19 protein-coding genes are annotated in these 22,723 nt (G+C 51.5%); 14 read left to right on the forward strand and 5 right to left on the reverse strand.

From position 1 onward, the window contains the following. Window positions 1-18 precede the first annotated feature (18 nt). From PJDR2_RS04675 to PJDR2_RS31750, 9 genes are all read left to right on the forward strand, one after another. The gene (locus PJDR2_RS04675) at window positions 19-1,662 is read left to right on the forward strand and encodes a DUF3502 domain-containing protein (RefSeq protein WP_015842536.1); all 1,644 of its coding nucleotides are present in this window, start codon (window positions 19-21) and stop codon (window positions 1,660-1,662) included. Window positions 1,663-2,043: 381 nt separating this feature from the next. Further along, the gene (locus tag PJDR2_RS04680; protein ID WP_015842537.1) at window positions 2,044-2,586 is read left to right on the forward strand and encodes a histidine phosphatase family protein; all 543 of its coding nucleotides are present in this window, start codon (window positions 2,044-2,046) and stop codon (window positions 2,584-2,586) included. A gap of 83 nt (window positions 2,587-2,669) precedes the next feature. Next, window positions 2,670-3,785, forward strand: coding sequence for an AI-2E family transporter (locus PJDR2_RS04685; protein ID WP_015842538.1), 1,116 nt, complete (start codon window positions 2,670-2,672; stop codon window positions 3,783-3,785). A gap of 138 nt (window positions 3,786-3,923) precedes the next feature. Beyond that, entirely contained in the window at window positions 3,924-5,057 is a 1,134-nt protein-coding gene (locus PJDR2_RS04690; protein ID WP_015842539.1) for a GerAB/ArcD/ProY family transporter, read from the forward strand. Beyond that, entirely contained in the window at window positions 5,047-6,636 is a 1,590-nt protein-coding gene (locus PJDR2_RS04695; protein ID WP_015842540.1) for a spore germination protein, read from the forward strand. The genes PJDR2_RS04690 and PJDR2_RS04695 overlap by 11 nt, the downstream gene beginning before the upstream one ends. Before the next feature lie 4 nt (window positions 6,637-6,640). After that, window positions 6,641-7,750: a GerAB/ArcD/ProY family transporter gene (locus PJDR2_RS04700; protein ID WP_015842541.1), complete on the forward strand. Its 1,110-nt coding sequence runs from the start codon at window positions 6,641-6,643 to the stop codon at window positions 7,748-7,750. Beyond that, on the forward strand, window positions 7,747-8,979 hold the full coding sequence (locus tag PJDR2_RS04705; RefSeq protein ID WP_015842542.1) for a Ger(x)C family spore germination protein: 1,233 nt from the start codon (window positions 7,747-7,749) through the stop codon (window positions 8,977-8,979). The genes PJDR2_RS04700 and PJDR2_RS04705 overlap by 4 nt, the downstream gene beginning before the upstream one ends. Before the next feature lie 3 nt (window positions 8,980-8,982). Continuing rightward, window positions 8,983-9,240 (forward strand): hypothetical protein, encoded by a 258-nt coding sequence (locus tag PJDR2_RS04710; RefSeq protein WP_015842543.1) that lies wholly within the window; start codon window positions 8,983-8,985, stop codon window positions 9,238-9,240. 232 nt (window positions 9,241-9,472) lie between these two features. Further along, a complete protein-coding gene (locus PJDR2_RS31750) occupies window positions 9,473-10,468 on the forward strand; it encodes a LysM peptidoglycan-binding domain-containing protein (RefSeq protein ID WP_049790021.1) in 996 nt (331 codons plus the stop codon). Between the two features lie 123 nt (window positions 10,469-10,591). Here PJDR2_RS31750 and PJDR2_RS04720 read toward each other — a convergent pair whose 3' ends face one another. After that, the gene (locus tag PJDR2_RS04720; RefSeq protein ID WP_015842545.1) at window positions 10,592-11,809 is read right to left on the reverse strand and encodes an MFS transporter; all 1,218 of its coding nucleotides are present in this window, start codon (window positions 11,807-11,809) and stop codon (window positions 10,592-10,594) included. A 115-nt stretch (window positions 11,810-11,924) separates the two neighbouring features. On the opposite strand from PJDR2_RS04720, the gene PJDR2_RS04725 reads away from it, so the two are divergent. The 4 genes from PJDR2_RS04725 to PJDR2_RS04740 all read left to right on the forward strand — a co-directional run bounded on the left by PJDR2_RS04725 (window position 11,925) and on the right by PJDR2_RS04740 (window position 14,173). Beyond that, window positions 11,925-12,725 (forward strand): AraC family transcriptional regulator, encoded by an 801-nt coding sequence (locus tag PJDR2_RS04725; protein WP_015842546.1) that lies wholly within the window; start codon window positions 11,925-11,927, stop codon window positions 12,723-12,725. Window positions 12,726-12,848: 123 nt separating this feature from the next. Then, on the forward strand, window positions 12,849-13,214 hold the full coding sequence (locus tag PJDR2_RS04730; protein ID WP_015842547.1) for a MerR family transcriptional regulator: 366 nt from the start codon (window positions 12,849-12,851) through the stop codon (window positions 13,212-13,214). A 2-nt stretch (window positions 13,215-13,216) separates the two neighbouring features. Then, on the forward strand, window positions 13,217-13,534 hold the full coding sequence (locus PJDR2_RS04735) for a thioredoxin family protein (RefSeq protein WP_015842548.1): 318 nt from the start codon (window positions 13,217-13,219) through the stop codon (window positions 13,532-13,534). A gap of 117 nt (window positions 13,535-13,651) precedes the next feature. Continuing rightward, window positions 13,652-14,173, forward strand: a complete 522-nt coding sequence (locus PJDR2_RS04740) for an ankyrin repeat domain-containing protein (protein ID WP_015842549.1) — start codon at window positions 13,652-13,654, stop codon at window positions 14,171-14,173. Between the two features lie 66 nt (window positions 14,174-14,239). On the opposite strand, the gene PJDR2_RS04745 is transcribed toward PJDR2_RS04740, so the two are convergent. The 4 genes from PJDR2_RS04745 to PJDR2_RS04760 all read right to left on the reverse strand — a co-directional run bounded on the left by PJDR2_RS04745 (window position 14,240) and on the right by PJDR2_RS04760 (window position 20,350). After that, window positions 14,240-15,802 carry an ABC transporter substrate-binding protein gene (locus tag PJDR2_RS04745; RefSeq protein ID WP_015842550.1) on the reverse strand — a complete coding sequence of 521 codons (1,563 nt, stop codon included), beginning with the start codon at window positions 15,800-15,802 and terminating at the stop codon, window positions 14,240-14,242. Between the two features lie 156 nt (window positions 15,803-15,958). Further along, complete coding sequence (locus tag PJDR2_RS04750) at window positions 15,959-16,837, reverse strand: carbohydrate ABC transporter permease (RefSeq protein ID WP_015842551.1); 879 nt, start codon at window positions 16,835-16,837, stop codon at window positions 15,959-15,961. 20 nt (window positions 16,838-16,857) lie between these two features. Beyond that, window positions 16,858-17,847 (reverse strand): ABC transporter permease, encoded by a 990-nt coding sequence (locus PJDR2_RS04755; protein ID WP_015842552.1) that lies wholly within the window; start codon window positions 17,845-17,847, stop codon window positions 16,858-16,860. Between the two features lie 175 nt (window positions 17,848-18,022). Beyond that, on the reverse strand, window positions 18,023-20,350 hold the full coding sequence (locus tag PJDR2_RS04760; protein WP_015842553.1) for a helix-turn-helix domain-containing protein: 2,328 nt from the start codon (window positions 20,348-20,350) through the stop codon (window positions 18,023-18,025). A gap of 1,087 nt (window positions 20,351-21,437) precedes the next feature. Here PJDR2_RS04760 and PJDR2_RS33805 point away from each other — a divergent pair. Next, window positions 21,438-22,643, forward strand: a complete 1,206-nt coding sequence (locus PJDR2_RS33805; RefSeq protein WP_416202265.1) for a right-handed parallel beta-helix repeat-containing protein — start codon at window positions 21,438-21,440, stop codon at window positions 22,641-22,643. Window positions 22,644-22,723: the final 80 nt, after the last annotated feature.

Here is a 22,723-nt window from a genome sequence, read left to right on the forward strand (position 1 = left end):
TAAGGGGAGGGATTTACTTTGATAAGAAAAACAAAAAGCCTATTTACGATGCTGGCCCTGATCGCTATGATTGCGCTCCTGCTGGCCGCCTGCAGCAGCAACAGCAATAATACCAATAATACGCCGGCATCCTCCAAGGGCTCTGAGGAGCCTTCGGCTTCAGCTTCGCCGGCAGAGGGCAGCAAGGAAACGGCGGCCGCGGATTCCGGCAATGATCACTCGGAAGAAGTGAAGCTGGTCGGGTATTTGCTGGGCGAGGCGCCAAAGGGCATGCCCGATGTCATGGCAGCCCTTAACGAGAAGTTGAAGAAGGACATCAACGCAACGCTTGAGATCAACTATATCGGCTGGGGAGATATCGCCGCGAAATATCCGCTTATTCTGGCATCTGGCGAAGATGTCGACTTCGTCTTCACCGCCGACTGGAACTTCTATGTGCCTGAAGCCAATAAAGGCTCCTTCAAGGAACTGACGCAGGAAATGTTCCAGAAGTATATGCCGAAATATGCAGCGAAGCAGGATCCGGCCGCTTATAAAGCCGCGCAGGTAAACGGCAAGCAATACATGATCCCGACTACAACCCCGGACCGCAAGGTTGGCGTTATCGTCCTCCGCAAGGACGTTATGGAGAAAGCGGGTCTGACTAATCCGACAAAGATTTCTGAGCTGGGGCCTTATTTTGCCGAGATTAAGAAGGACTATCCGAACATGATTCCGCTGAACCTGGACTCCCAATATGACCTGCCGGCGCCGTTTGGCGCTTTGGTCCAAGAGAAGTTCGCTTACGCCGGCGCTCCGCTTGATTCCGGCGACCCGTCCGGTGTGGGCAACTATACGGACCAGGAGGACGCAACCGGTAAAATCCTGAGTATGACCGACGAGCCGGTTCAAGGCGCGTTCAAATATGCGGCCGGCATTATGAAGCAGTGGTACGATGCGGGGTATGTGAACAAGAATCCATATTCCAACAAGATCCGCTCGAAGGATAACTTCTGCGACGGGAAATCCGGCGTAGCGTTCGGCAACTCCATCGATATTCAAGCTACCCTGTCGTCTTGCCAAGACAAGAACATCGACACCTACATTATGCCGGTACTGTCTCCGACAGGCCATGCGCCGTCTAACAGCTGGCTGAACAACGGCGTTGCGATCGCTGCCAACTCCAAGCATCCTGAACGCGCGATGGAAGCACTTGATCTTATTATGGAGAATCAGGATTATGTATTTAATGCTTACTACGGAATCGAAGGCAAGAACTACGTGCTTACGGCGGACGACAAGCTGGCCTTGCCGGACGGCGTAACCGCTGCCGACAATACGTATCCGCCGGATGCGGCGGGCTTCTGGTTTGTCGACAAGGACTATTTCAAGCCTAGCGCAAGCTGGACGGATTCCTACATCGAGCTGAACAACAAGATCAAGGACTTCCTGCAGCCGATCCCGTATCTGGGCTTCACGTTTAACACGGACAATGTGAAGACCGAGATTGCGAATCTGAAAAACGTATCCACGCAATACTTCATGCCGCTTGCGATAGGGGCCGTGAAGGATGTCGACAAGCAATTCGATTCGCTGAATTCCAAGATGAAGGCAGCGGGCGTCGACAAAGTGAAAACCGAGCTGGAGACGCAGGCTTCTGCGTTCCTTGCAGCCAAGGGCTAAGAAGAAGTTAGGGCGGTTCCTTTGGGACCGCCTTTTTGTTTTGCCGGTGAGTTGGGAGGCTGGAATGCTGGCGCTCATACGTTGGATTTGCTCCAATATAATTGCTTGTTTAAGAGGGGATATGTCTTCTACTTGGAGTTCATCCAGTATATTCTCGAAAAAATGGGGAATTGGTGCTCCTGAAGGAGTTTTTACTGTATAAAATCCAGCGTGGAGCAGCCGCGGCGTTAATTTGCCTTCGTTTTATTGGATGTATTCCAATGTAAGGGTGAAGGTGAATAGAAATAGTCAAACATTCAAAAACCGGGAAGTTCATAGAGCTTCCCGGTTTTTATTTTGGTATTATTTTCATATAAAGTATTTTTGAGAGGAGGCAACGTCATGAAACAGGTGTATATCGTGCGCCATTGCAAAGCTGCCGGACAGGAGCCGGATGCTCCATTAACAGAGATGGGCGTTCGGCAGGCCGAAGAGCTTGCAGACTTTTTCTCCGGCAGGGCAGTCGATTTCATTCTAACAAGTCCGTATGAAAGAGCTTTTAGAACAATAGCGCCGCTTGCCGGCAGACTTGGCGTGGATATCGCTACGGATGATCGGTTGACTGAGAGAGTTTTGTCCGGCGCCAATCATGCGGATTGGCGTGAGATGCTGCGACTGACCTACGAGGATCCGGATTTGCTCTACGAGGGAGGGGAGTCCAGCAACGAGGCAATGAGCCGCGCTGTTAGCGTCGTTACGGAAGCTCTGATCAGCGGCAAGAACAACATTGTTATCGTCTCGCACGGCAATCTGATTTCTCTGCTGCTTAGGCACTTTGACAATCGGATCGGCTTTAGAGAGTGGGAAGTTATGTCCAATCCCGATGTGTTTCGGCTTACCTTCACGGAGGATAAACCTAGCATTCAGCGTATCTGGGAGGAATAATAAATTTTGCATGTTTATTTTCGCCCGTTTTGCGTTAATTCTAGTAATAGGCTAAAAATATCGTTAAAAGGAGTTTTGTCCTTATGCCGCAAGGCAAGTGGTTTCGCATAGGTTATGGTATTATCGTTGTTCTATTGATCGCCTATCTGGCGTCCAAAGTAGATTTCGTGTTTAATCCGATCGGGAAGGTGCTGGCCGCCTTATTCGTGCCGCTCTTGATCTCCGGTATGTTCTATTATTTGTTCCGCCCGTTTGTAAGGCTGCTTTCTATGAAGCTGCCAAAGGTGGTTGCTATTCTGCTTGTTTACATAGGCGCGATTGGCATCTGTTATTTGTTCTTCTGGATGATCTGGCCTCCAATCCGGGACCAGTCCATTAATTTGGTGAACAACTTTCCGCAGATCGTCGCTTCCGTCCAGACATGGCTTGAGTCCATGCAACAGCATGAATGGTTGAAGGAAATCGGGCAGAAGGATGCTCTTTCTACGGAAAATCTGACGAACAAGCTGACCGGATCGCTGGATGAATTGCTTAATTCCGTCATCGGCAGCGTTCGCGGCATTTTTAACGTGATTATGAACTTCTTCTTCCTGCTTGGTCTCGTTCCGTTTATGATTTATTACTTGCTGAGCGAGGGAGACAAGCTGCCCGGCCATATCCTGCGGATGCTGCCGGAACGTTTTCACAAGGAAGCAAGCGGGGCGCTTAAGGAGATCGATGCGTCGATCGGTTCGTTTATCCTGAGTAAAGTGCTCACGTCGCTTCTTATCGGCGTGCTGACCTTTGTCGGATACCTCCTGATCGATATGCCTTATCCGTTGCTGCTTGGCTTGATTGCCGCCATCACGAATTTTATCCCTTACATCGGACCGTTAATCGCCTTTATTCCGACGGCTGTCGTTGCGCTTACCGTTTCACCGATGACGGTACTTCTGGTTGGCGTTGTGCTTATCGTCTCGAACCAAATCGAAGCCAATCTGATCGGGCCGCGCATTATCGGCAAGCAAATGAACGTTCATCCGTTCACCGTCATGCTGCTTGTAATTGGCGCAAGCTCCATTATCGGCGCTTTTGGCATGATCATCGTAGTTCCCGTCTACGCGATAATCAAGATTATCGCAACCCGGGTTTACGCTTTCCGCAAGCATAACCGCATTCCGCCAAAGGATCCGCTAGCGGAGGTTATCGAAAGAAAATAGTTAAAGAGCTGTCCGCCCGGACAGCTTTTTTTATTTCCCCCTCCGGTCCCCGCTTCCTGATTCTGAATTATTTTCCATTCCGCCGGGCATGATAAGAAATGCAAATTTGGGCACTTCGCTGACGGGAGGGGATTAGTCATGGTGACGCTCAGACAGATGGCTACGATGGTCATTCTGTTTTTAATCGGCAGCTCCTCTTTATTTCTGCTTGGCGGCACGGCGGAGCGGGATGCGTGGTTATCGGTGGCCGTTGGGGTGCTGGCCGGCTTTGCGGTTATCAGCCTTGTGACGCTGCAGATCCAAAGGCTTGAGCCTGACCGGAACTTGATTGAAATTTTCAAGCTTTATTTCGGCAAAGTGATTGGCTTTATTTTTGGACTCGTCTATGTCGTTTATTTCTGTTACAAATGCACCCGTAATGTCCGTGAGTTCGCAGACCTGTCCATTATGTTTCTGCTGTCGGATACGCCGCTGTCCGTCATCATGCTCATCATTTGCATTATTGGCGGTTATGCCGTTATGGGCGGTCCCGGAGTGTTCTTCCGAATGGCGGAGGTGCTGCTGCCGATCCTGATTCTGATCTATGCCTTAATCTATCTCTTGCTAATTATTACAGGGACCATTGATCTTGCCAGACTGCTGCCGATGCTGGAAAAAGGCTTCAAGCCCGTCTGGGATGCCGCTATTCCGGAGCTTATCTCATTTCCCTTTGGCGAAATGGTTTTGTTCCTCATGTTCTATCGCTATATCGACAACAAGAGCTTCGGCCAAGTAATCCGGGTCACGCTGAAGAGCTACTTGTTCGCCGGAGCATTCATCACCGTCATGAATGTGGTTATTACGGCAAGCCTGGGCTCATTAGCCGCATGGAGCACGGTACCGCTTCTTCAAGCAACTACCTTTGTTGCAATCGGAGATGTATTCGAGCGTTTTGATCCGTTTGTCGCACTCTTGTTCTTCACGGCGGTATACGTGAAGCTGACGGCTTATTACCTTGGCGCATCGCTCGCTTTAGCCTATTTGCTTCGTATTTCGCTTCGGATTGCCGCCATTCCGGTTGGGATCGGCATTTTTTTCGGCTCGTTCTGGTTTAAAAGCTACATGCATCAGGTCAACGTCGGCTTCGAGTTGAATGTGAAGTATCATTTCCCGATTTTCCAAATGTACATTCCGGCCCTGCTGCTAATCGTCATGCTTCTCCGGTCCGGAGTTCGATCGCGCGGCAAGCTACAAAAACAGCCATCTAGCGAGGACAGTAACCATGCTAATTGATAAGACTTCATCTAAGTCAGGCAAGCAGACCTCTTCGACCGGGCAAGCCAGACAGCCTGAGCAAGTGCTGCTTCCGGATATGGATATTAATATTGAGCGTATGCACCGTTTCCTGGGCGGAGGCGAGGATATCGTATGCCGTACGTTTCAGCATCGTTCCTTTGACAATACGCGGTATGCGATTCTCTATATTGACGGCATTGTGGAAGGGACGACCATTAATACGCTGCTGCTGAGTCTTCTGGACGATGCCAATAATCCGTACACGGATGAGGAGGACGGCAAGCAGTCCAGCCTCTATCATCATTTGACCGAGCGGTCCATCGCAATTGGCAAGCTTAGCGAAGTCAGCACGATTGAACAAGCAGGCTACAGCATTCTTGAGGGAAGCACAGTCCTTGTGGTGGACGGCAGCTTGCGGGCGATTGTGATGGATACAACCGGAGGCAAAACCCGCGCGGTAGAGGAGCCAAGCAGCCAGACGGTTATTCGGGGGCCGAAGGAAGGCTTTACCGAAAACCTGAGGACCAACACCTCGCTTATCCGAAGAATAATTAAGTCGCCTGATATCCGGTTTGACTATAAAATGATCGGGCGTCAGACGAGAACCAATGTAGCGGTTGTCTATATGGAGGGAATCGCGGAGGAGGAAATCGTCAAGGAGGTTCACCGCCGCTTAGACAAGATCGATATCGACGGCGTGCTGGAAAGCGGCTATGTCGAGGAGTTTATTCAGGACCGGGCGTTTACGCCTTTCCCGCTGCTGCAGAATACCGAACGTCCGGATGCCGCAAGCGCTGCCCTGCTGGAAGGCCAGGTTTTGATTATGGTTTCCGGAACGCCGTTTGTCCTGATTGCGCCGGTAACTTTTGTTAAGTTTTTCCAGTCGAGCGAAGACTACTACCAGCGGTATGATATTGCGACCTTTCTGCGGATCATCCGGATGGCCTCCTTCTTCATATCCATGCTGCTTCCGTCGCTCTATATTGCGATCACCACCTTTCACCAGGAAATGCTGCCGACCTCGCTTCTAATCAGCTTGGCAGCCCAGCGGGAAGGGATTCCGTTCCCGGCCTTGCTCGAGGCATTCCTGATGGAGATAACCTTCGAGATCTTGCGCGAAGCGGGTGTCCGGATGCCGCGGATTATCGGACCCGCGATTTCGATTGTTGGAGCGCTCGTGCTTGGACAGGCGGCCGTTCAGGCGGGGATTATATCGGCAGCCATGGTTATTGTCGTATCCTTTACCGCAATTGCCAGCTTCGTTATTCCGGCGGTAAATATGGGAATCGCTGCCCGGCTTATTCGTTTTATATTAATGATTTTGGCAGGTACGTTCGGGCTGTTTGGCATCATGTCCGGGCTGATGGTTCTACTTGCCCATTTATGCGGTTTACGGTCCTTTGGCAAGCCGTATATGATGCCGTTCTCGCCTTTTGTACCGTCCAATTTAAAGGATGTTCTGATTCGAGTGCCTTGGTGGGCGATGCGAAAACGCCCGATTAATATCGGAAGTGACAGCAATGCAATAAGGGAAGGCGCCGGGCAGAAGCCCGACCCAGATCAGGAAGGAGCCTAGAGTCATGAAGCCGGCTATATCGACCTTGCAGACCGTTGCCTTAATTCAAAGCGCGATTACGCCTACGCTGGTATTGGCGATACCAAGCGTAATGGTCACGATTGCTCATCATGATGCCTGGATTTCAGGCATAATAGCAATCGCAGCCGGTATGATTATGGCTCTGGGCATAGGGCTGTTATGCAAGGCGAATAAAGGGCAGCTTTTTGTGGAATGGATGGAGAGCAGCTTCGGAAGACCGATTGGCATGGTGATCGGATTATTTATAGGGATTTATTATTTCAATTCCTTTTGCGTAATAGTCCGGTCGTTTGCCGATTTCATAGCCGATATCGTCCTTGATTCGACTCCGCTGTTTATGCTGACGGCCATTATGGTAGTCGTAGCGGCTTTTACCGTCATGCAGGGAATTGAAGCCATTGCGCGTTCGGCTTTTTTGGTGCTTATCCTGATCCTGCTTATTGTTCCGGTATCCGTCTTTGTCCTTTATACAGACATTGATTTCAAGAGGCTCATTCCGCTGTTTGATACAAGCACGGCAAGACTGGCGATCGCGTCTTTTCCTCCTATCGGTCTTTTGTCGGAGGTAGCCGTTCTGCTTCTTATTAATCCCTACATGAAAAAACCGGCATCCGCCGTGAAAGCAGGCCTTTTGGGCACCTTCCTTGGCTCCTCGCAGCTTGTGCTGATTATTTTGCTGAGCCTTACGATTTTTGGGCAGCAGCTTGTTCCGTTTATGTCCTACGCCTTTGTTAATGTTATGGCGATCGTCGAGGTTGGCGAATTTCTGGAGCGGATCGAAATATTTACCGTTTCGGTCTGGGTCCTGACGATGTATGTCAAATTAGCCGTGTTCCTGTTTGCGGCCGTTCATTGTCTCTTTCACTCTCTTCGTCTGCGCAGCGAGCGCCATACGGTTATGGGATTAAGCATTCTCGCTATCGTAACGGCAGCGGGCGAGTGGCCGCAAGATATGGAGAGCACCTTCATGACAACCTTGGTCAATATGCCGGTGCTGCTGATTACGAATATTTTACTGCCTATTCTTATTGCTTTGGGACTTCTCGTGACGCGGGGGAAACGCAAGCAGCAAAGAGGGGGGCAGAAGCCATGAGATTACGATTTAAGTCTGTTTGTGGTGCTTTGTTACTTCTTCTTTTCGCTTTACTGACAACCGGATGCTGGAACCGGATCGAGCTGAACGAAGTGGCCATTACGTCGGCAACGGGCATTGATTGGGACGGAGACAGCTGGATAGTATCCTACCAGGTTGTTATCCCTGCTGCAATCTCCTCGGTTATGGGGGGATCGGGAGGCAGCGGTCCGAAATCGCCTATCATTGTATACTCAACGAAAGGCAAGACCATCCGGGATGCGATTATGCACAGCTATTCGGAAAGCCCGCGCAAGCTGTTTTTCGCGCATAACCGTGTCGTTGTTATAGGGGAAAAAGCGCTGCAGCACGGACTCAACGAGCTAATCGACGTTTACTTCCGCAATTCGAGCACGAGGGAGACCGTAAGCGTGCTTGCGACGCCGGGCACGGCGCGCCGGATACTGGAGCAGTTCATGCAGCTGCAGGCGATTTCGGGGGCGGGAATGAAGGAGATTATTTTGTCCGAGATGAAAAACACCTCCATTCTGCCGAATATTCCAGTCTACCAGCTTGCGATGGAAGTGACCGGGGACGCGAAGAGCGCTGTTGTTCCCGAGATTTTTGTATCCGGAACGGAGGATACGTCCTCCCTCAGATCGTTCGGCAGTACCTCCATTCCTTCCAAGCTGAAGCTGGGACGTCTCGCCGTCCTGAAGGACGATAAAATGATCGGCTGGATGAGCCGGAAGGAATCGCTAGGCGCGTCCTATTTGCGGGATAGCGTGAAACAGTCCTATGTGGTTGTTCCATGCGAAGACGATAAAGGAAAGAAAGGCTATGACACCATCCATATATTCAAGTCGGCAACCAAGGTTATTCCGAAGTTGAAAAACAATCAGCTTACGTTTACGGCGGAAGTCGACGTTACCGGAACGTTAATGGAATCCACTTGCGCGCAGGACTTATATAAACCCGGCATCATCCAGTCGCTTGAACAAGGCGGACAACTGCAGGTTAGTGCCCTGCTGCAAGAGGCTTGGAAGAAGGGACAGCAGTTGAATGCGGATATATTCGGTGCTGCTGAGAAGACACACCGTAAATATCCGAAGCAATGGAAGGCGTGGAGCAAGAACTGGGATGAGGTGTTTAAGCAGGCACCGCTTGAGACGAAGGTCAAATTCCGGATGGCGCGTATGGGATTAAGCAACAAATCTTTTGATTATTTGATGGATAAGAAGGAGAAGTAAGTCATGTTTTATTTCGCTATCGTTATCGCGTTGGTGTACATCGTGTTGTTGATTGTAGGTGGAAAGCCGCTCATCCGCAAGAAATGGTACAAAGATTTTATCGTCTATCTGGTACTGTTGACCTGGAGTGCCATTATCGCGGTAGGCTTTGTTCTCAATTGGTCCGGTGCAGCATCAGGGACAACGGTAGTGTTCATCAACATGTTAATGGAGCCGCTCAGAAAAATTATGGTAGGCGTAATTGGCTGGGGGATGAATTAAAGACTAGTTCTTGAATCCTTGCGAGGATTAGGTATATTGGGAAATGGTAGTTCTGGAAGAACCCGCTCACGCGGATTCTTCTTGCGTTTAATTCCTACGTACGCACCATTTGTAGCCGAAGGCTGCCGAATAAGAAGGAATCCTGCGGAATGACAGCGAATTTGATGAGCCGCAATTATTCCTTCAGAAGGTGTGATCATCGTTGAGCAGGCAGTCGAAGTGGGTCCTTTGTATGATTATGGTTATGATGGCATTGGTGATTTATCCAGGTAATCTGAGGGCAGAGGCGGAAAAGGCTACCGGCATTACCGTTCCGTACACCGTTAAGCCGGGAGATACGTTGTTTGGGATCTCGAAGAAATATTATCTGACAGGCGATTACGAGCAGGTAGCGAAAGTAAACGGATTGAATCCAACAGGATCATTAAAAGCCGGATCAGTGATCAAGCTGAAAAGCCCTCTTGTTCTGGACTATTACGAGGTGCTGCCGGGAGATACTTTATTTTCGATTACCAAAAGTTATTTTAACCGCAGCAACTATATGGATACGTTAATGACCTACAACGGGATAACCGATCCCAATACCGAGCTGCATATCGGAATGACGCTTCGAATTCCGCTCCCGTCGGGAGAAGGCAGACATCATGTCGTAAAAGGCGATACCCTGTACAGCCTATCAGTCAAATATTTCAAATCGCTGGATTATCAGAAAGCGGTAGCCCAGACGAACGGGGTAGGCACGGCCGCAAGCATGATTCAAGCGGGGCAAGAGCTGCAAATTCCAAATCCGTATTATATGGCGGCGGCGAAGTCCGGCAATACGGTTGCTGCGACGACCTCGACCAAGCTTTCTATAGATATCGATATTACCAAGAATAAGCTGTACGTAAAATCCGGAGGAACAGTTAAGAAGACATTTGATATTGCCAGCGGGAAAAAGGCGGGTTTAACGCCGACCGGAACCTTCGAGATATTAACAAAAATCGAGAACCCCTGGTACTCTGCCAAAGGAATTCCCGGCGGTGATCCGAAGAACCCGCTTGGCAGCCGCTGGCTGGGGATAAGCGTCCCGAATACCCAGGGAACGAAGTACGGCATTCACGGGACGAATGCCCCTTCATCCATTGGCACGAACGCAAGCGCAGGCTGCATCCGCATGCTGAATGAGGATGTAGAGTGGTTATACAATGCGGTACCTACGGGTACAAAGGTTACGATACATAAATAAATGATTTTTAGGGTTACCCGGTGAGATTTGAACGATAGAGTAGTGTAAGGGTAGCACTGAACAAAATAAGACCCTCGCAGGGTCTTATTCGTCAAGAAGCTATAAATTTGAGAAAATCCCCGCCTACACCTTGCCCATCAGCTTCGAATCCTTCGGCAGCAGGAACGCGCAAAGTCCAAGCAGCGGGAGGAAAGAGCACAGCTCGATCGTAAATGCGACGTCCTTCACATCGGTCAGCCAGCCGAGCAGAACGGAGCCAAGTCCGCCCATGCCAAACGCAAGTCCGAAGAACAAGCCGGATACGGTGCCGATATGCCGTGGCATCAGCTCCTGCGCATAGACGATGATGACGGAGAAGCCCGACATCAGAATCAGGCCAATCGCGCAGCACAAGACGAGGGCGACTGCCGGGCTTGCATAAGGGAGCAGCAGCGAAAATGGCGCTGTTCCCGCGATAGAGATCCAGATCATCGTCTTGCGGCCAAACTTGTCGGCAAGTGGTCCGCCAAGCAGCGTACCCACCATACCCGCGAATTGCAGAGCGAACAAGCAAATTTGCGCGCGCGAGAACGACAACCCGTAATGATCAATGAAATAGAATGAATAATAGCCGGTCATCCCCGCTATATACACAAACTTGGAGAACAGCAGGATAATCAGGAGCGCCATCGTGCCAGCCACGAACATGGTGGAATGAGGCGATTGTTGATCGAGCACCCGGTTAGCCGCCTTTTTAATCAATGCGGCAGCGGCCAGCTGACCGGCATACCAGCGGCTGATGATCTGTTGAATAACGATGCCGGCAACGGCAAAAATCGTAAACCACAGGAAGCCTCTTTGGCCATGCGGCATTAACAGAAAGGCAACAAGCAGCGGCGCCAGCGCCTGGCCGGTGTTGCCGCCTACCTGGAATACCGATTGCGCCATCCCTTTCCCGCCGGAGGCTGCCATCCGTGCTACCCGGGAAGATTCCGGGTGAAGGACGGACGAGCCTACCCCGATAAGAGCGGAAGAGACAAGCAGCATCCAGAAGCTGTCCGCATAAGCGAAGCCAACTACGCCGGCCAGCGAGAAGAGCATGCCAAGTGGGAGTAGGAACGGCATTGGCCTGCGGTCAGACACGTATCCGATAAACGGCTGGAGCAGGGATGCGGTAATGTTTAGCATAAAGGCTACCCAGCCGATTTTGGTGAAGCTCAGATGCATCTCGGATTGAAACAGCGGAAAAGATGAAGGCACGGCGGTCTGCATCGCATCATTCAGCAGATGGGCGAAGCTGACGCCAAACAGCATCCAGATCGCCGGGTTGCGCTGCGCCTGTAAAGCAGCGGTCGTAGTCATGGAACGGTTCCCCCTTTTCATTTTTTTCAGTATAGCGGGGGAGGCGGAAAACGGTCGTTGCGAAAAGTGCTGCAAATGGAGCAACTTTTGCTATAATGATGGCAGGTGAAGAGACATGGAGATGAAAGTAGAGACCAGCTGGATCGAGCTGTGGCAAGGAAGCCATGGCTTCAAGAATGTTCCCCATAAGCATGAGGACTGGATGCAGGTTACGCTTCCGATCAAGGGCACGGTTCATTTTACGCAGGAAGAGCGGAGTTATGGCCTGAAACAAGGCAACGGCTTGCTCCAGCCGCCGGGGACCGAGCATCATTTTTATCTGGGCGAGCAATCATCCGTTATTATTATAAAAGTTCGCGAACGCGGAGACGGCGGGATGGAATCCCTTCAGCCGCATTTTATGGCGGGAGCGGGGCAGGACATCCGGCAGGAATTTCATACCGGAGACATGATGGGCCGTTTCCGTCAATGGATGATGGCGCTGATTGAAGGGCAGGCCTTGGCCGATCCGATTGCGGTGCAGGAGGTTGAGCAGGATGTGGTCGCCTATTTGGGCGGCATGCTTAAGCTTGGCCAGAAGGAGCTGCTGCCGCCGGGCATTAACGATCCGCATATTAGGCGGGCTTTGACCTATCTCCATGACTGCTACGACCATACGATTAATATTGAGGAGCTTGCCGGGATCGCGCTTCAAAGCCGGTATCATTTTATCCGTTCCTTCCGCGAAGCAACCGGTACAACGCCGTATCAATATTTGCTGAGGCTGCGCATTACGGAGGCGATGAACAGACTGCGCCGTTCGGGCGCCACGATCGGACAGATCAGCGTGGATCTCGGCTTCTCCAGCACCAGCCAATTTCACCGTGCTTTTCTGAAGATGACCGGTGTTACCCCGCAGGCGTACCGCCATCAATAATAGAAAATCAACCCTTCCAATCAAGGAAGGGTTTTTGTCTACTTGAATTCCGTTCTACTTGACCTTCACATTAATGTGAGGGTATATAATCGATTCGAATCGACGATGCAGGAGGCGTTAGGGATGAAAATCGGAGAGCTTGCGACCCGTACGGGAGTTAGTCTGCGGTCGCTTCGTTATTATGAAGAGCAGGGATTGCTTACTCCCATCCGGCTGGAGAACGGGTACCGGGAATATTCGCCGCTTGCCGAGGAGCAGGTGCGGACGATTCAGCTGTATCTTCAGCTTGGCTTATCGACGGAGCAAATCTCCGGTTTCCTGCACTGCGTCTTGAAGAACAAGGAGGCGTTCTGCAAGGAGGTGCTCCCGATCTACCGCGAGAAGATGGAGGAGATCGAGACGCAGATTGGGCTCCTGAGCAGCATTAAACGCAATCTGGAGGACCGCATTCAGTCGATTCTGGAAGAGCAGAAAGAAACGGAGGAATGAAGATGAGCGTTAGGAAAATAGACGGACCGTCGTTCCGTCAGGCTGTTCGTTCAAGCGGAGCAACATTAGTCGAGTTTGGGGCCAAATGGTGCCCGCCGTGCAAGGTGCTGCTGCCTATCCTGGATGAGCTTCAGCAGGAGGAAGGCGAGCGTGTCTCCATCCTTCAGGTGGACTGTGACGAGTCGCCGGAGATTGCTTCCGAGTTTGGCGTGATGTCGATGCCAACCGTCATCGTCTTCCATAACGGCGAGCCGGTTGATAAATATATCGGGCTCCGTCCGAAGGACGTCTACCAGCAGGCAATTGCCCGGTATGCGTAAGGCTTGAGGAAATGGCCGGTCACTTATGTGGCCGGTTTTTTAATGAAGCGGCAGGAATTGGAAGGGCACTGCGAGAAGATCAAACATGCTCAATATCTTCCGAATGGAGGTTATACGATGGAATTACAGTCTTACATAAATGAACTGTTTCAGGCGGCTCAGAGCGGCGACGCCGCTATAGCGAAAGAACTCATTGAGGCACATCCTCAGCTTGCCAATACCGAGAATCAGGATGGTCTTACACCGCTTGGCTATGCCGCGCATTTTGGCAATGCGGAGGTTGTGCGGGTATTGCTGGAGCTAGGCGCAGACGTTAATGCCGTCTCTCATTCCGGCATTTCGTTTATTCCTTCGAATACGGCCCTGCATGCGGCGATTGCGGGGGAACGAAGCCTCGAAGTCATTAAGCTGCTGCTCGCAAAAGACGCAGACACAACGATCCTGGACAGCAACGGTCATACCTGTCTTCACTCGGCGGCTTTCCATGACGACAACCTGGAGATGATACGCCTGTTAATGGAGCATGGAGCGGATGTAAATGCCTCGGCGGATGGCGGGGATACGCCATTGTCGCTGGCTGTTCAGCAGGGGCACGAGAACGTGGCGAGCCTTCTTCGGGAGTATGGCGCGCTCCGCTAGAGCGGCTTGAAGCCGTAAGGATGCCAAGAAGCAGTCCCCCGGCATTCGCCAAGGGACTGCTTTCAATTATTTCAGGCCTTTTTGCGCAAGGAATGCATCCCACTGCTTCTGCACTTCCGCGTCTACCTTCTCAGCGCCGGAAGCCTTCAGCTTCGAGATATATTCCGGCAGCACTTTGTTTGGATCAACGGCGCCGGTCTCGAGCGCGGTTTCGTATTCATTTTTCACCGCGTTGATATTGGCAACCTCCGCTTTGAAATTCTCCTCGTTCACCGTAAAGCCGCTGCTCGCCAGAACGACGGCGTTGTCGTTCAGTTCGATGGTCTTCTGCCATGTATCCGCTGCCATGCCCGGCTTCAGATAAGCGTTAAACTGGTTGCCGAATACCCAGTCGCCGTTAGGCGCATAACCGGAGCCTTCGATTGGCTCGATGTACTGGTCATCGACTTTTTTGTAATGCTTGCCTTCAATCCCGTTGCAAATCAGGTTATACAAGTATTTATCCGTATTCAGCAGGTTGATAAGCATAAGGGCGCGTTCCGGATTTTTCGAGTTTTTGTTGATGACATGCATGGCGCTTGCGATACCCGTGAAATAGCTGTCGGAGATCGGAACATAGACGACATCGTTGCCGCCGTTGATGGCTTTTTCGCCAATCTCGCCGCCCGGCTTCGAAGTGAATTCGATCGATACCGCAACGTTTCCTTTTGCCTTCAGGTCGTTAATGTTCTGGAGGACGGGAGCGTCCTGGTTGATATAGCCTTTCTCGTACCATTCATGCAGCTTCTGGAAGTAAGGAAGACGGTCATTGGCTGTATTCAGGAACGTCGACAGCGTGTAAGCCGAATCGTCTTTTTTATAGTAAACCGGGGAACCGTCCGTGCCTGCAACCGCTGGGTCGATATACATCCCCCTGGAGTTTTGCGCAAGACCAAGCGGCACAACGTCAGGTTCGTTTTCCTTCAAAGTTTGCAGGAACGGCTCGATATCGCTGTAGGTATGGATGCTCGAGACGTCGAGGTTGTATTTGTCGATAAAACGTTTCTGGATAATCAAGCTCTTCTGCTTCGCTGCCACTTGATAAATCGGGAAGCCGTAGACCTTGCCGTCGGCGGCAAGCATATCCGGCCAGAATTTGTCCGGGATATTCGCGCGTGCCTCGGGAGCATACTTGGCAATCATATCATCCGTAATTTCATGATAGGCGCCGCGGTCGATATAAGGCTGATAGTTGCCCAGCCACCCCTTGGAGCTCCAGGCAATATCGAAGTTCTCGTTCGCCGCGAGCATCGCGTTCAGCTTAGGCTCGTATTCGTCGAAGGTGAGCGGCTTCAGCTCGACGGTGGCGTTGATTTTCTCCTTCAAGTATTTGTTGATCTCGTCGTTCACAAGCTTTTGGTCCGGACCGGGGTTGGCCGCAACCGGGTAAAGGAAAGTAAGCTTAACTGGGTCCAGAGCCGGCTCCGTTGACTCGGCAGGCGTATCGCTGGCTGCGGTTGACGGTTCCGCTGAAGGAGTTGGAGTAGCGTTATTATTGCCGTTATTGTTGCTGGAACAGGCTGCGAGAATGCCAAACAATAAGATGACGGACAGCAGCGTTGCGAACAATCTTTTTTTGTTGTTGTTCACCGTAAACCCTCCAATTATTGTTCCTGTTTTATTATTACTACACGTCGTGAAGCAGACCTGCTTAAGCCGGGCAAAAGAGTGCGGACCACCTCCTAAAAAGAATTGACGCACGCTTTTTGTGGCAATTCTTGCTTCGAAAGCATGGGCTTTTGATTGTTAACCCTTCAAAGATCCAACCGTTAACCCTTTGACGAAATACTTCTGGAAAAAAGGGAAGATCACCAGCATCGGCCCGCTGGCTACGATAGCCATCGCCATCCGGACGGTCAACGTCGGGAACTGCGCGAATTTCAGCTTATCCGCTACCTCGGCCATCGGCGAGTTTGCCAGAAACTCGGCTTGCGATAAGATCCGGACAAGAAGCAGCTGAAGCGGTACGTATTTGTCGTTGTCGATAAAGAGCAGGGCGTTAAACCATTCATTCCAATACCCGAAAGCGATGAACAAGCCAAGAGTCGCCAGGGCGGGCGTGGAGAGCGGCAGGATGATGGTGAAGAAGATCCGGTATTCTTTTGCCCCGTCTACCTTTGCGGATTCGATGATTTCTCTCGAAATCTTGTCGAGAAACCCCTTCATAATCATGATGTTGAACGGGCTCATCACGGCGGGAATGATAAGGGCGGCCAGCGTGTTTTTTAGTTGCAGATATTGAGTCATCAGGATATAGAACGGAATAAGTCCGCCGTTGAACAGCATCGTGAAGAAGACGTAGAACGTAAGCGGCCGCTGATAGCGGAAGTCGCTTCGCGAAATCGGATAAGCCATCAAGGCGGTCATAAAGAGTGAGAGCACGGTGCCGATGACGGTGATCGCAATCGTAATCCCGTAGCCTCTAAGCAAAGGCTCCGGCTTCTCGAACACAATCCGGTAAGCTTCGAGGCTCCATTCCTTGGGCAGGAATTGATAGCCGAACTGATGCAGGCTGTTCTCCGAGCTCAGCGAGATCGAGATCACAAGGACAAAAGGCATGGCGATAAGCAGACATACGATAACGAAATACAGGTTAATGACGATATCGGCGAATTTGATTTTCATGGGCAGGCAGGCCTCCTCGGTCAGAAAAGCGCATTGTCTTTGTCAATGCGGCGGACGATCAGGTTAGCGGTTACGACGGTCACAAGCCCAACGACGGATTGCAGGAATCCGACTGCAGCGGCGGAGTTGATATCTCCGAGCTTCGTTAAGGCGCGGTAGACGTAGGTATCGATAATGTCCGTGGCAGGGAAGTTAGGCCCGACGTTATTCGGAACAAAATAATGCAGCCCGAAATCTCCTCTGAAAATATTGCCGAGTCCCAAAATAAACAAAATGATAACGAGCGGCTTCAGCAGCGGCAGGGTAATCCGGGTCATCATCTGCACGCGGGAAGCTCCGTCCAGCCGGGCGGCTTCGTAATAGTCGGTGCTGATTCCCGTAATGCCGGCGAAGTAGACAAGCGTCGAGAACCCGACTCCTTTCCAGAGGGCGACAAGCGGAAGGATAAAGATCCAAGGCGTTGTCTCAAGGTACCAGTTATGACTCTTCTGGCCAAAGAACTCAAGGATCGTGTTCAAGTACCCGTTCTGAAAGTCGAGAAAAGCGTTGCCGATATAGCCGACCAGCACCATGGAGATGAAATAAGGAAGGAACAAAGTCGTCTGGTACACCTTGATCAGCTTGCTGGTCAGCTCGTTAAGAAGAAGGGCCATCAAGAGCGAGACCGCCATCGTGAGCAGGATGTACGTAAAGTTGTACAGCAGCGTATTGCGGATAATGCGGAAGGCATCCTGCGCTTTGAACAGAAATTCGAAGTTGTCGAAGCCGACCCATTTGCTGCCGAATATGCCTTGGTCATACCGGAAGTATTTGAAGGCCAGGATCAGCCCGACCATAGGCAAATAGGCAATGACCAGTTTGAATAACACGCCTGGGAGGGCAAGCAGGATCAGCTCGCGGTTTCGCCGGATATGCCGGAGCTCTTTGGCAAGCCAGCTTTTGCGTTTAACGGGTGTTGGGGCTGCCGGCTGCTCCTCACTTGGTAGACCGGCAGGCGGGATGTTAGGCAAGTGCATCTCCTCCAATCTTTGATGAGTCCAGCATGCCATGACCCGAAACCGGCGGGATAGCGTTCATTGTTTGAATAACTGTAGAAGCGGGCTGTACTTATTGCGAATTACTGTTTTATACAGCTTCGGCATAAGAAAACCGCCTGCTTCCTCGGAGGGAAGCAGGCGGTTTTCTTCAAGAGATCGATTTTTTAATGCGGAATTCCTTCGGCGTTGTGCCGAACTTGCTTTTGAATAAGCGGAAAAAATAGCTCTGGTTGCCGTAACCGACCTTCTCCATAATCTCGGTGATGGTGCTGTCTTCTTTGAGCAGCAGCTCCTGTGCCCGGCGCAGACGGACATCGTTGAGATATTCCGTAATGGTCATTCCGCAGCTGTCCTTAAACAGCTTGCCGACGTAAGCGGAGCTTAACTTGACGGTGGAAGCGATGGACTGCTGGCTTAAGTTGTAGTCGCTGTATTTTTGCCAGATGAGTTCCTTCACGGTCTCGATAATCATCTCGTTGCGTTCCATGCTGGAAGGCTTCGCCTCCTCGCATATCGCGGTGCAGAGGGACAGGAAGGCGAGATGAAGCTCATCCAGCGTATAGTAATCCTGCGGCAGAAGCGGGATGCGTTCGATATCGACGGACAGCTGGGTAATGCGGTTGCTCGTAATTTCGGCTGCCGCGTTTTTGATAATCCAGGCCATATCGGCGATCGCTCTTCTCATATCCTCCAGCTGCAGCGCGGCCAGCAAGGCGAAAGCCCGTTCCAGCTCGCTGCCGGCTTCGGTCAGCTTGCCTTTCTTGATGGCCTCGGACAGCTTTTTCTCCACGTCGTCCGGCAGAGACTTTTGTTTGTTCTCGAGATTTGTACGTATATCCTGCTCTTCTATAATCGCTTTGTAGCCCATCAGAATACTGTACTGGCTAAGCTGATAGGACTGGTAATAGCTTGCGGACAGCTGGGTCAGCTGGGTAACGGCCTCGCCGATTCCGCAGGTCAAAGAAAGATTGTAATAACGCTCCAGTATCTGCTGGATATCGGCGATAGCGGGTTTAACGGCTGCCGGATCAAGGGTCTCCTCCTTGCCCGACAACAGGATGGTGAAATGATCCTCCTGCATATCGATCATCTCGCAGCGGAAAGCCCGCGACAGTACTTCCTTCGTAATATTCGTAACCGCAAAGCTATGCAGCTTTTTCATGGCGGATGATGTCCTTCGGTCATACTCGTCGTACCGGTCGAAACGGAGCGTGCAATTCATATACGGGCCGCTTGGCGCTAGCTGCAACTCGTGCTTCCTGATCAGCTGCCTCATATCCAGCTCGGAAAGGCTGCGGTTGTCGGTCAAAAACTTGCGGATATAGTATTTGCGCACAATCTGCTCCGAGCTTATCTCCTGCAGCTGTCCGGAGAGCTGCTCGTAGAGATCGCCCATGGCATCCAATTCATTGCGCTTGCCCGAATCCGGTGCGGTATTCCTCATATGCGGGAGAATCCGTCTCAGCATGGCTTCGATTGGACCGTACAGCTTGTAGCTCAGCCAGATGGAGATTCCGATGGAGAGCAGGATAAAAGCGCCGGTCAGCGCAAAATTACGGGCACGCATATCCGAGACGGCTTTCATGATCTCCTTGTAAGGCTGAATGTACAGAATCGTCCAGTCGCCGATGCCGTGCAGGTAGGTGATCATCACCTTTTGCCCGCCGGAATTTCCGATAACAAAGCCGGAGTCGTTAGCAGCTCCGCTCTCCCCGTTAGGAGCTTGTATCAGCTTGCCTATACTTGCTTGATCAAGAGGAAGGGTCTGCCCGGAATGGCCGCTGTCGAACAGCTGGCCGCCGGAGGTTCGGATCAGAATCTCACCGCTGTTCCCGCTGCTTATGCCGTTCAGCTTGCTTAAGCTGTCAAATACCCAATCGGGTTTAATGAACAAAATAATAGCCGATTGGCTCGGGGTAAACGGACCATACGTATCCGTGACGATAAACGCAAAGGCATCAATCTTGTTCGAATGCTGGAAGCTGAACGGGATGAGTCTGGAGGCTGGCAGGGAGCCTTCCGAGGAGCGCAGCAGCCAATCAAGGATACTGCTTTTTGTTGTGCCGCCATCTACCAGAAAGTCGCTGGAGGAGCCGTACAGCTCCCGGGTTGAAGCGTTATAGACCGCCATCGAATGCAGGAACGAGGAGCTTTCCAGCATATTGTACATTTGCTGATAGCCGCGGATATAGTCCATTTTGGGCAGGTTGTTGCTGAACATCAGAGGAATCAAGGCGTTATCGCGAAAGGCGAAGGTAGACAGGTGTACGATTATTTCGTTCATATAAGAGAGGTTGTATTGAGTCTGGGTCAGCACCTTAAGGTTCGCGTCTTCCTGCACATGCTTGACGGACCGCTCGAGCAGATACGTATTGGCTGCGGACAAGCCGGTAAGGATTAACGCCATTGTCAGCATGATGGAAAACAACACGCGTTTGAAATATTTTTTCGAGGTAAAGTAGCCGTACGCTTTCATGAGTATCCCGCCCCTTTATCCGGCATGTAGTCTCTCTATGTATAGTTGTAAACGCTGCCAAACCGTAGCGCAAGGGTTATTTTGGCCGGAATCGCCTTAGAAAGCAGAGAACCGCATATCGTACGCTTTTTAGCATTTTGTGCAGTTTACAGTATGGCGTTTGCTGTGGCAGTGTGAAGTCAAACAGCAGGCAAAAGGCGGTGGGGCGATGCTTGAAATCTATGTCAGCGCATTGGGCAGTGATGAAGGAGACGGGAGCAAGGAGAAGCCGTTCCGGAGTATGCGGGAGGCTCAATCGGCCGTTCGCTCTATGGTGAAAAAAGGGACGACCGGCGGAATAACCGTTATGGTTGGAGAAGGAACCTATACGCTTGATGAACCACTCCGCTTCGGCAGCGGCGATGCGGACGGGGAACGCTGTCCGGTTATATACCGGAGTGCGGAGGAGCGGACAGCGGAGTTTATCGGCGGGAAGGTTCTGTCCGAGTGGAAGGATGAAGGAAAGGGAGTATGGACCGCGCAGGTGCCGAAGGGCGTACGGTTTCATACCCTGTATGCCGATGGCGGACGTATTTCGAAAGCAAGAATGCCTGCCTCCGGTTATTACCGATCGCTTCCGCTGGAAGAAGACGGACGAGCCGGAATCGGCCATAAAGAAGGGGAATTCCCGGATATTCCGGATAAGGATGCGGAGGGCCTGCAGATTTATGTATGGCCGGGCGGCGGCGAAGCGAATTGGTTCGCGGAGACCATTCCGGTCGCCGGAATGAAGGAAGGCAAAATTCTGTTCAAGCGGCCTAGCTGCTGGGAGATCGGGGAAGGCTCCCGGTATTATTTGCAGGGTTCGCTTGCCTTTCTGCGGGAACCTGGACAGTTCCATCTGGATGAGGCGGCAGGCGTGCTGTATTACCGGCCGCGAAGCGGGTCGCCGCTGAATGAACGGGTGGTTGCTCCGGTTATCGGCCGAATTCTGCATATCCAAGGAGATAGTGATGAGGAGCGGGTATCAGGGCTTGCATTTTCGGGACTGACGTTTACCTGCACGGACTTTACGGAGGACTTTCGGATGATGCGGGAAGAGCCCGGTATGGACAATGCGGAGCCCGATGAGAACCGGAACGGCATTATATACATGCGGGATGTCCGCGGAATCGAGATTTCGGACTGCGTCATTCAAAATTCGGGTACATGCGGCATCTATATGGACCGCAGCGCTGAAGGCGTGAGTCTGCTGCGCAACCGAATCGAGCGGGTAGGCCATACCGGCATCTATGCTTCCGGTTATGCGCCGGGAGAAGGAGCTTTTCAAGATAATCTTGCCCCTAACCAGAACAAAGGACATTGCATAACAGACAATATCATTACGGATGGCGGCGAGCTTGTCGGGCACGGGAGCGGCATTGTGCTGTATCAGAGCGGAGCTAATGAAATTGCCCATAACCGGATAGCCAACATGCCCCGGTATGGCATATCAATGAAGGGACTACGCTACCAGCGGATGCCGGAGAAGCTTTGGGGAGTGGACGTAACCTGGGATAATCATGCTTCGTTTCTGTTCACCCGCAATAATGTGATTCGCCATAACGACCTGTCCAATGTCATGACCGACAGCCAGGACGGAGGCATCATTGAATCTTGGGGAATCGGCCGGGGCAATGTGATTCATGGCAACCGCCTTCATCACAGCGGGATCCATTTTTCTTTCGGATTCGGAATCTATCTGGACGATGCTTCAAGCGATGCGGAGGTAACCCATAATCTCCTTGATCATTTGTACCAGACGGGGGAAGGCAAGCTGTGGATGGCTATTTTCTCGAAAGGAATCGGCAACCGGATTATTAACAACTTAATCACAAATAACGAATCGGAATGCGCCTTTGGCACGCAGGAAATGGTAGGCGAGAGCAATAGGGATATTGTTATCCGATCCAATATCGTATCCAACTCCGGCTATATGTATGCCCACGTGAATTGGAGTAATGAGCGGCTGGCCTCGTCGGACTGCAATTTATACTGGCGAGGCGGCGAGTCTCCGCTTGTGACAAGCGAGGAGCTGCCGTTTCCGGCGGTTGGCGTGAGCAAGGTCTGGGGCAAGCTGTATATTTGGGAATCCTGGCGTTCGCTTGCGGATGGGAAGCTTGACGCGCAGACGATCCTGGCACCTGCGCAATTTGTAGACGAAGCAGCGGGAGATTACCGCTTGCTGCCGACATCTCCGGCCTATCGGCTTGGCTGGCAGGATATCGATTTCTCGAGGTTTGGTCCAAGACTGAAACCAAAGGAAGGGCAGTGATTTAGACGAAGGTGTTGGATGCCAGGTCGATTCAATAAAAGCGCGGCCACTTGAAGAGCCGCGCTTGTCATAAGTCCAGT

The sequence above is a fragment of the Paenibacillus sp. JDR-2 genome, assembly GCF_000023585.1.
Classification (GTDB): Bacteria; Bacillota; Bacilli; order Paenibacillales; family Paenibacillaceae; genus Pristimantibacillus.

Coding starts and splice junctions, on each gene's coding strand:
- PJDR2_RS04760 (WP_015842553.1), bottom strand. CDS start 20,350: ATGAAAGCGTACGGCTACTTTACCTCGAAAAAATATTTCAAACGCGTG.
- PJDR2_RS04720 (WP_015842545.1), bottom strand. CDS start 11,809: ATGACTACGACCGCTGCTTTACAGGCGCAGCGCAACCCGGCGATCTGG.
- PJDR2_RS04690 (WP_015842539.1), top strand. CDS start 3,924: ATGGTGACGCTCAGACAGATGGCTACGATGGTCATTCTGTTTTTAATC.
- PJDR2_RS33805 (WP_416202265.1), top strand. CDS start 21,438: ATGGACAATGCGGAGCCCGATGAGAACCGGAACGGCATTATATACATG.
- PJDR2_RS04735 (WP_015842548.1), top strand. CDS start 13,217: ATGAGCGTTAGGAAAATAGACGGACCGTCGTTCCGTCAGGCTGTTCGT.
- PJDR2_RS04695 (WP_015842540.1), top strand. CDS start 5,047: ATGCTAATTGATAAGACTTCATCTAAGTCAGGCAAGCAGACCTCTTCG.
- PJDR2_RS04750 (WP_015842551.1), bottom strand. CDS start 16,837: ATGAAAATCAAATTCGCCGATATCGTCATTAACCTGTATTTCGTTATC.
- PJDR2_RS04710 (WP_015842543.1), top strand. CDS start 8,983: ATGTTTTATTTCGCTATCGTTATCGCGTTGGTGTACATCGTGTTGTTG.
- PJDR2_RS04705 (WP_015842542.1), top strand. CDS start 7,747: ATGAGATTACGATTTAAGTCTGTTTGTGGTGCTTTGTTACTTCTTCTT.
- PJDR2_RS04685 (WP_015842538.1), top strand. CDS start 2,670: ATGCCGCAAGGCAAGTGGTTTCGCATAGGTTATGGTATTATCGTTGTT.
- PJDR2_RS04680 (WP_015842537.1), top strand. CDS start 2,044: ATGAAACAGGTGTATATCGTGCGCCATTGCAAAGCTGCCGGACAGGAG.
- PJDR2_RS31750 (WP_049790021.1), top strand. CDS start 9,473: ATGATTATGGTTATGATGGCATTGGTGATTTATCCAGGTAATCTGAGG.
- PJDR2_RS04740 (WP_015842549.1), top strand. CDS start 13,652: ATGGAATTACAGTCTTACATAAATGAACTGTTTCAGGCGGCTCAGAGC.
- PJDR2_RS04730 (WP_015842547.1), top strand. CDS start 12,849: ATGAAAATCGGAGAGCTTGCGACCCGTACGGGAGTTAGTCTGCGGTCG.
- PJDR2_RS04700 (WP_015842541.1), top strand. CDS start 6,641: ATGAAGCCGGCTATATCGACCTTGCAGACCGTTGCCTTAATTCAAAGC.
- PJDR2_RS04725 (WP_015842546.1), top strand. CDS start 11,925: ATGGAGATGAAAGTAGAGACCAGCTGGATCGAGCTGTGGCAAGGAAGC.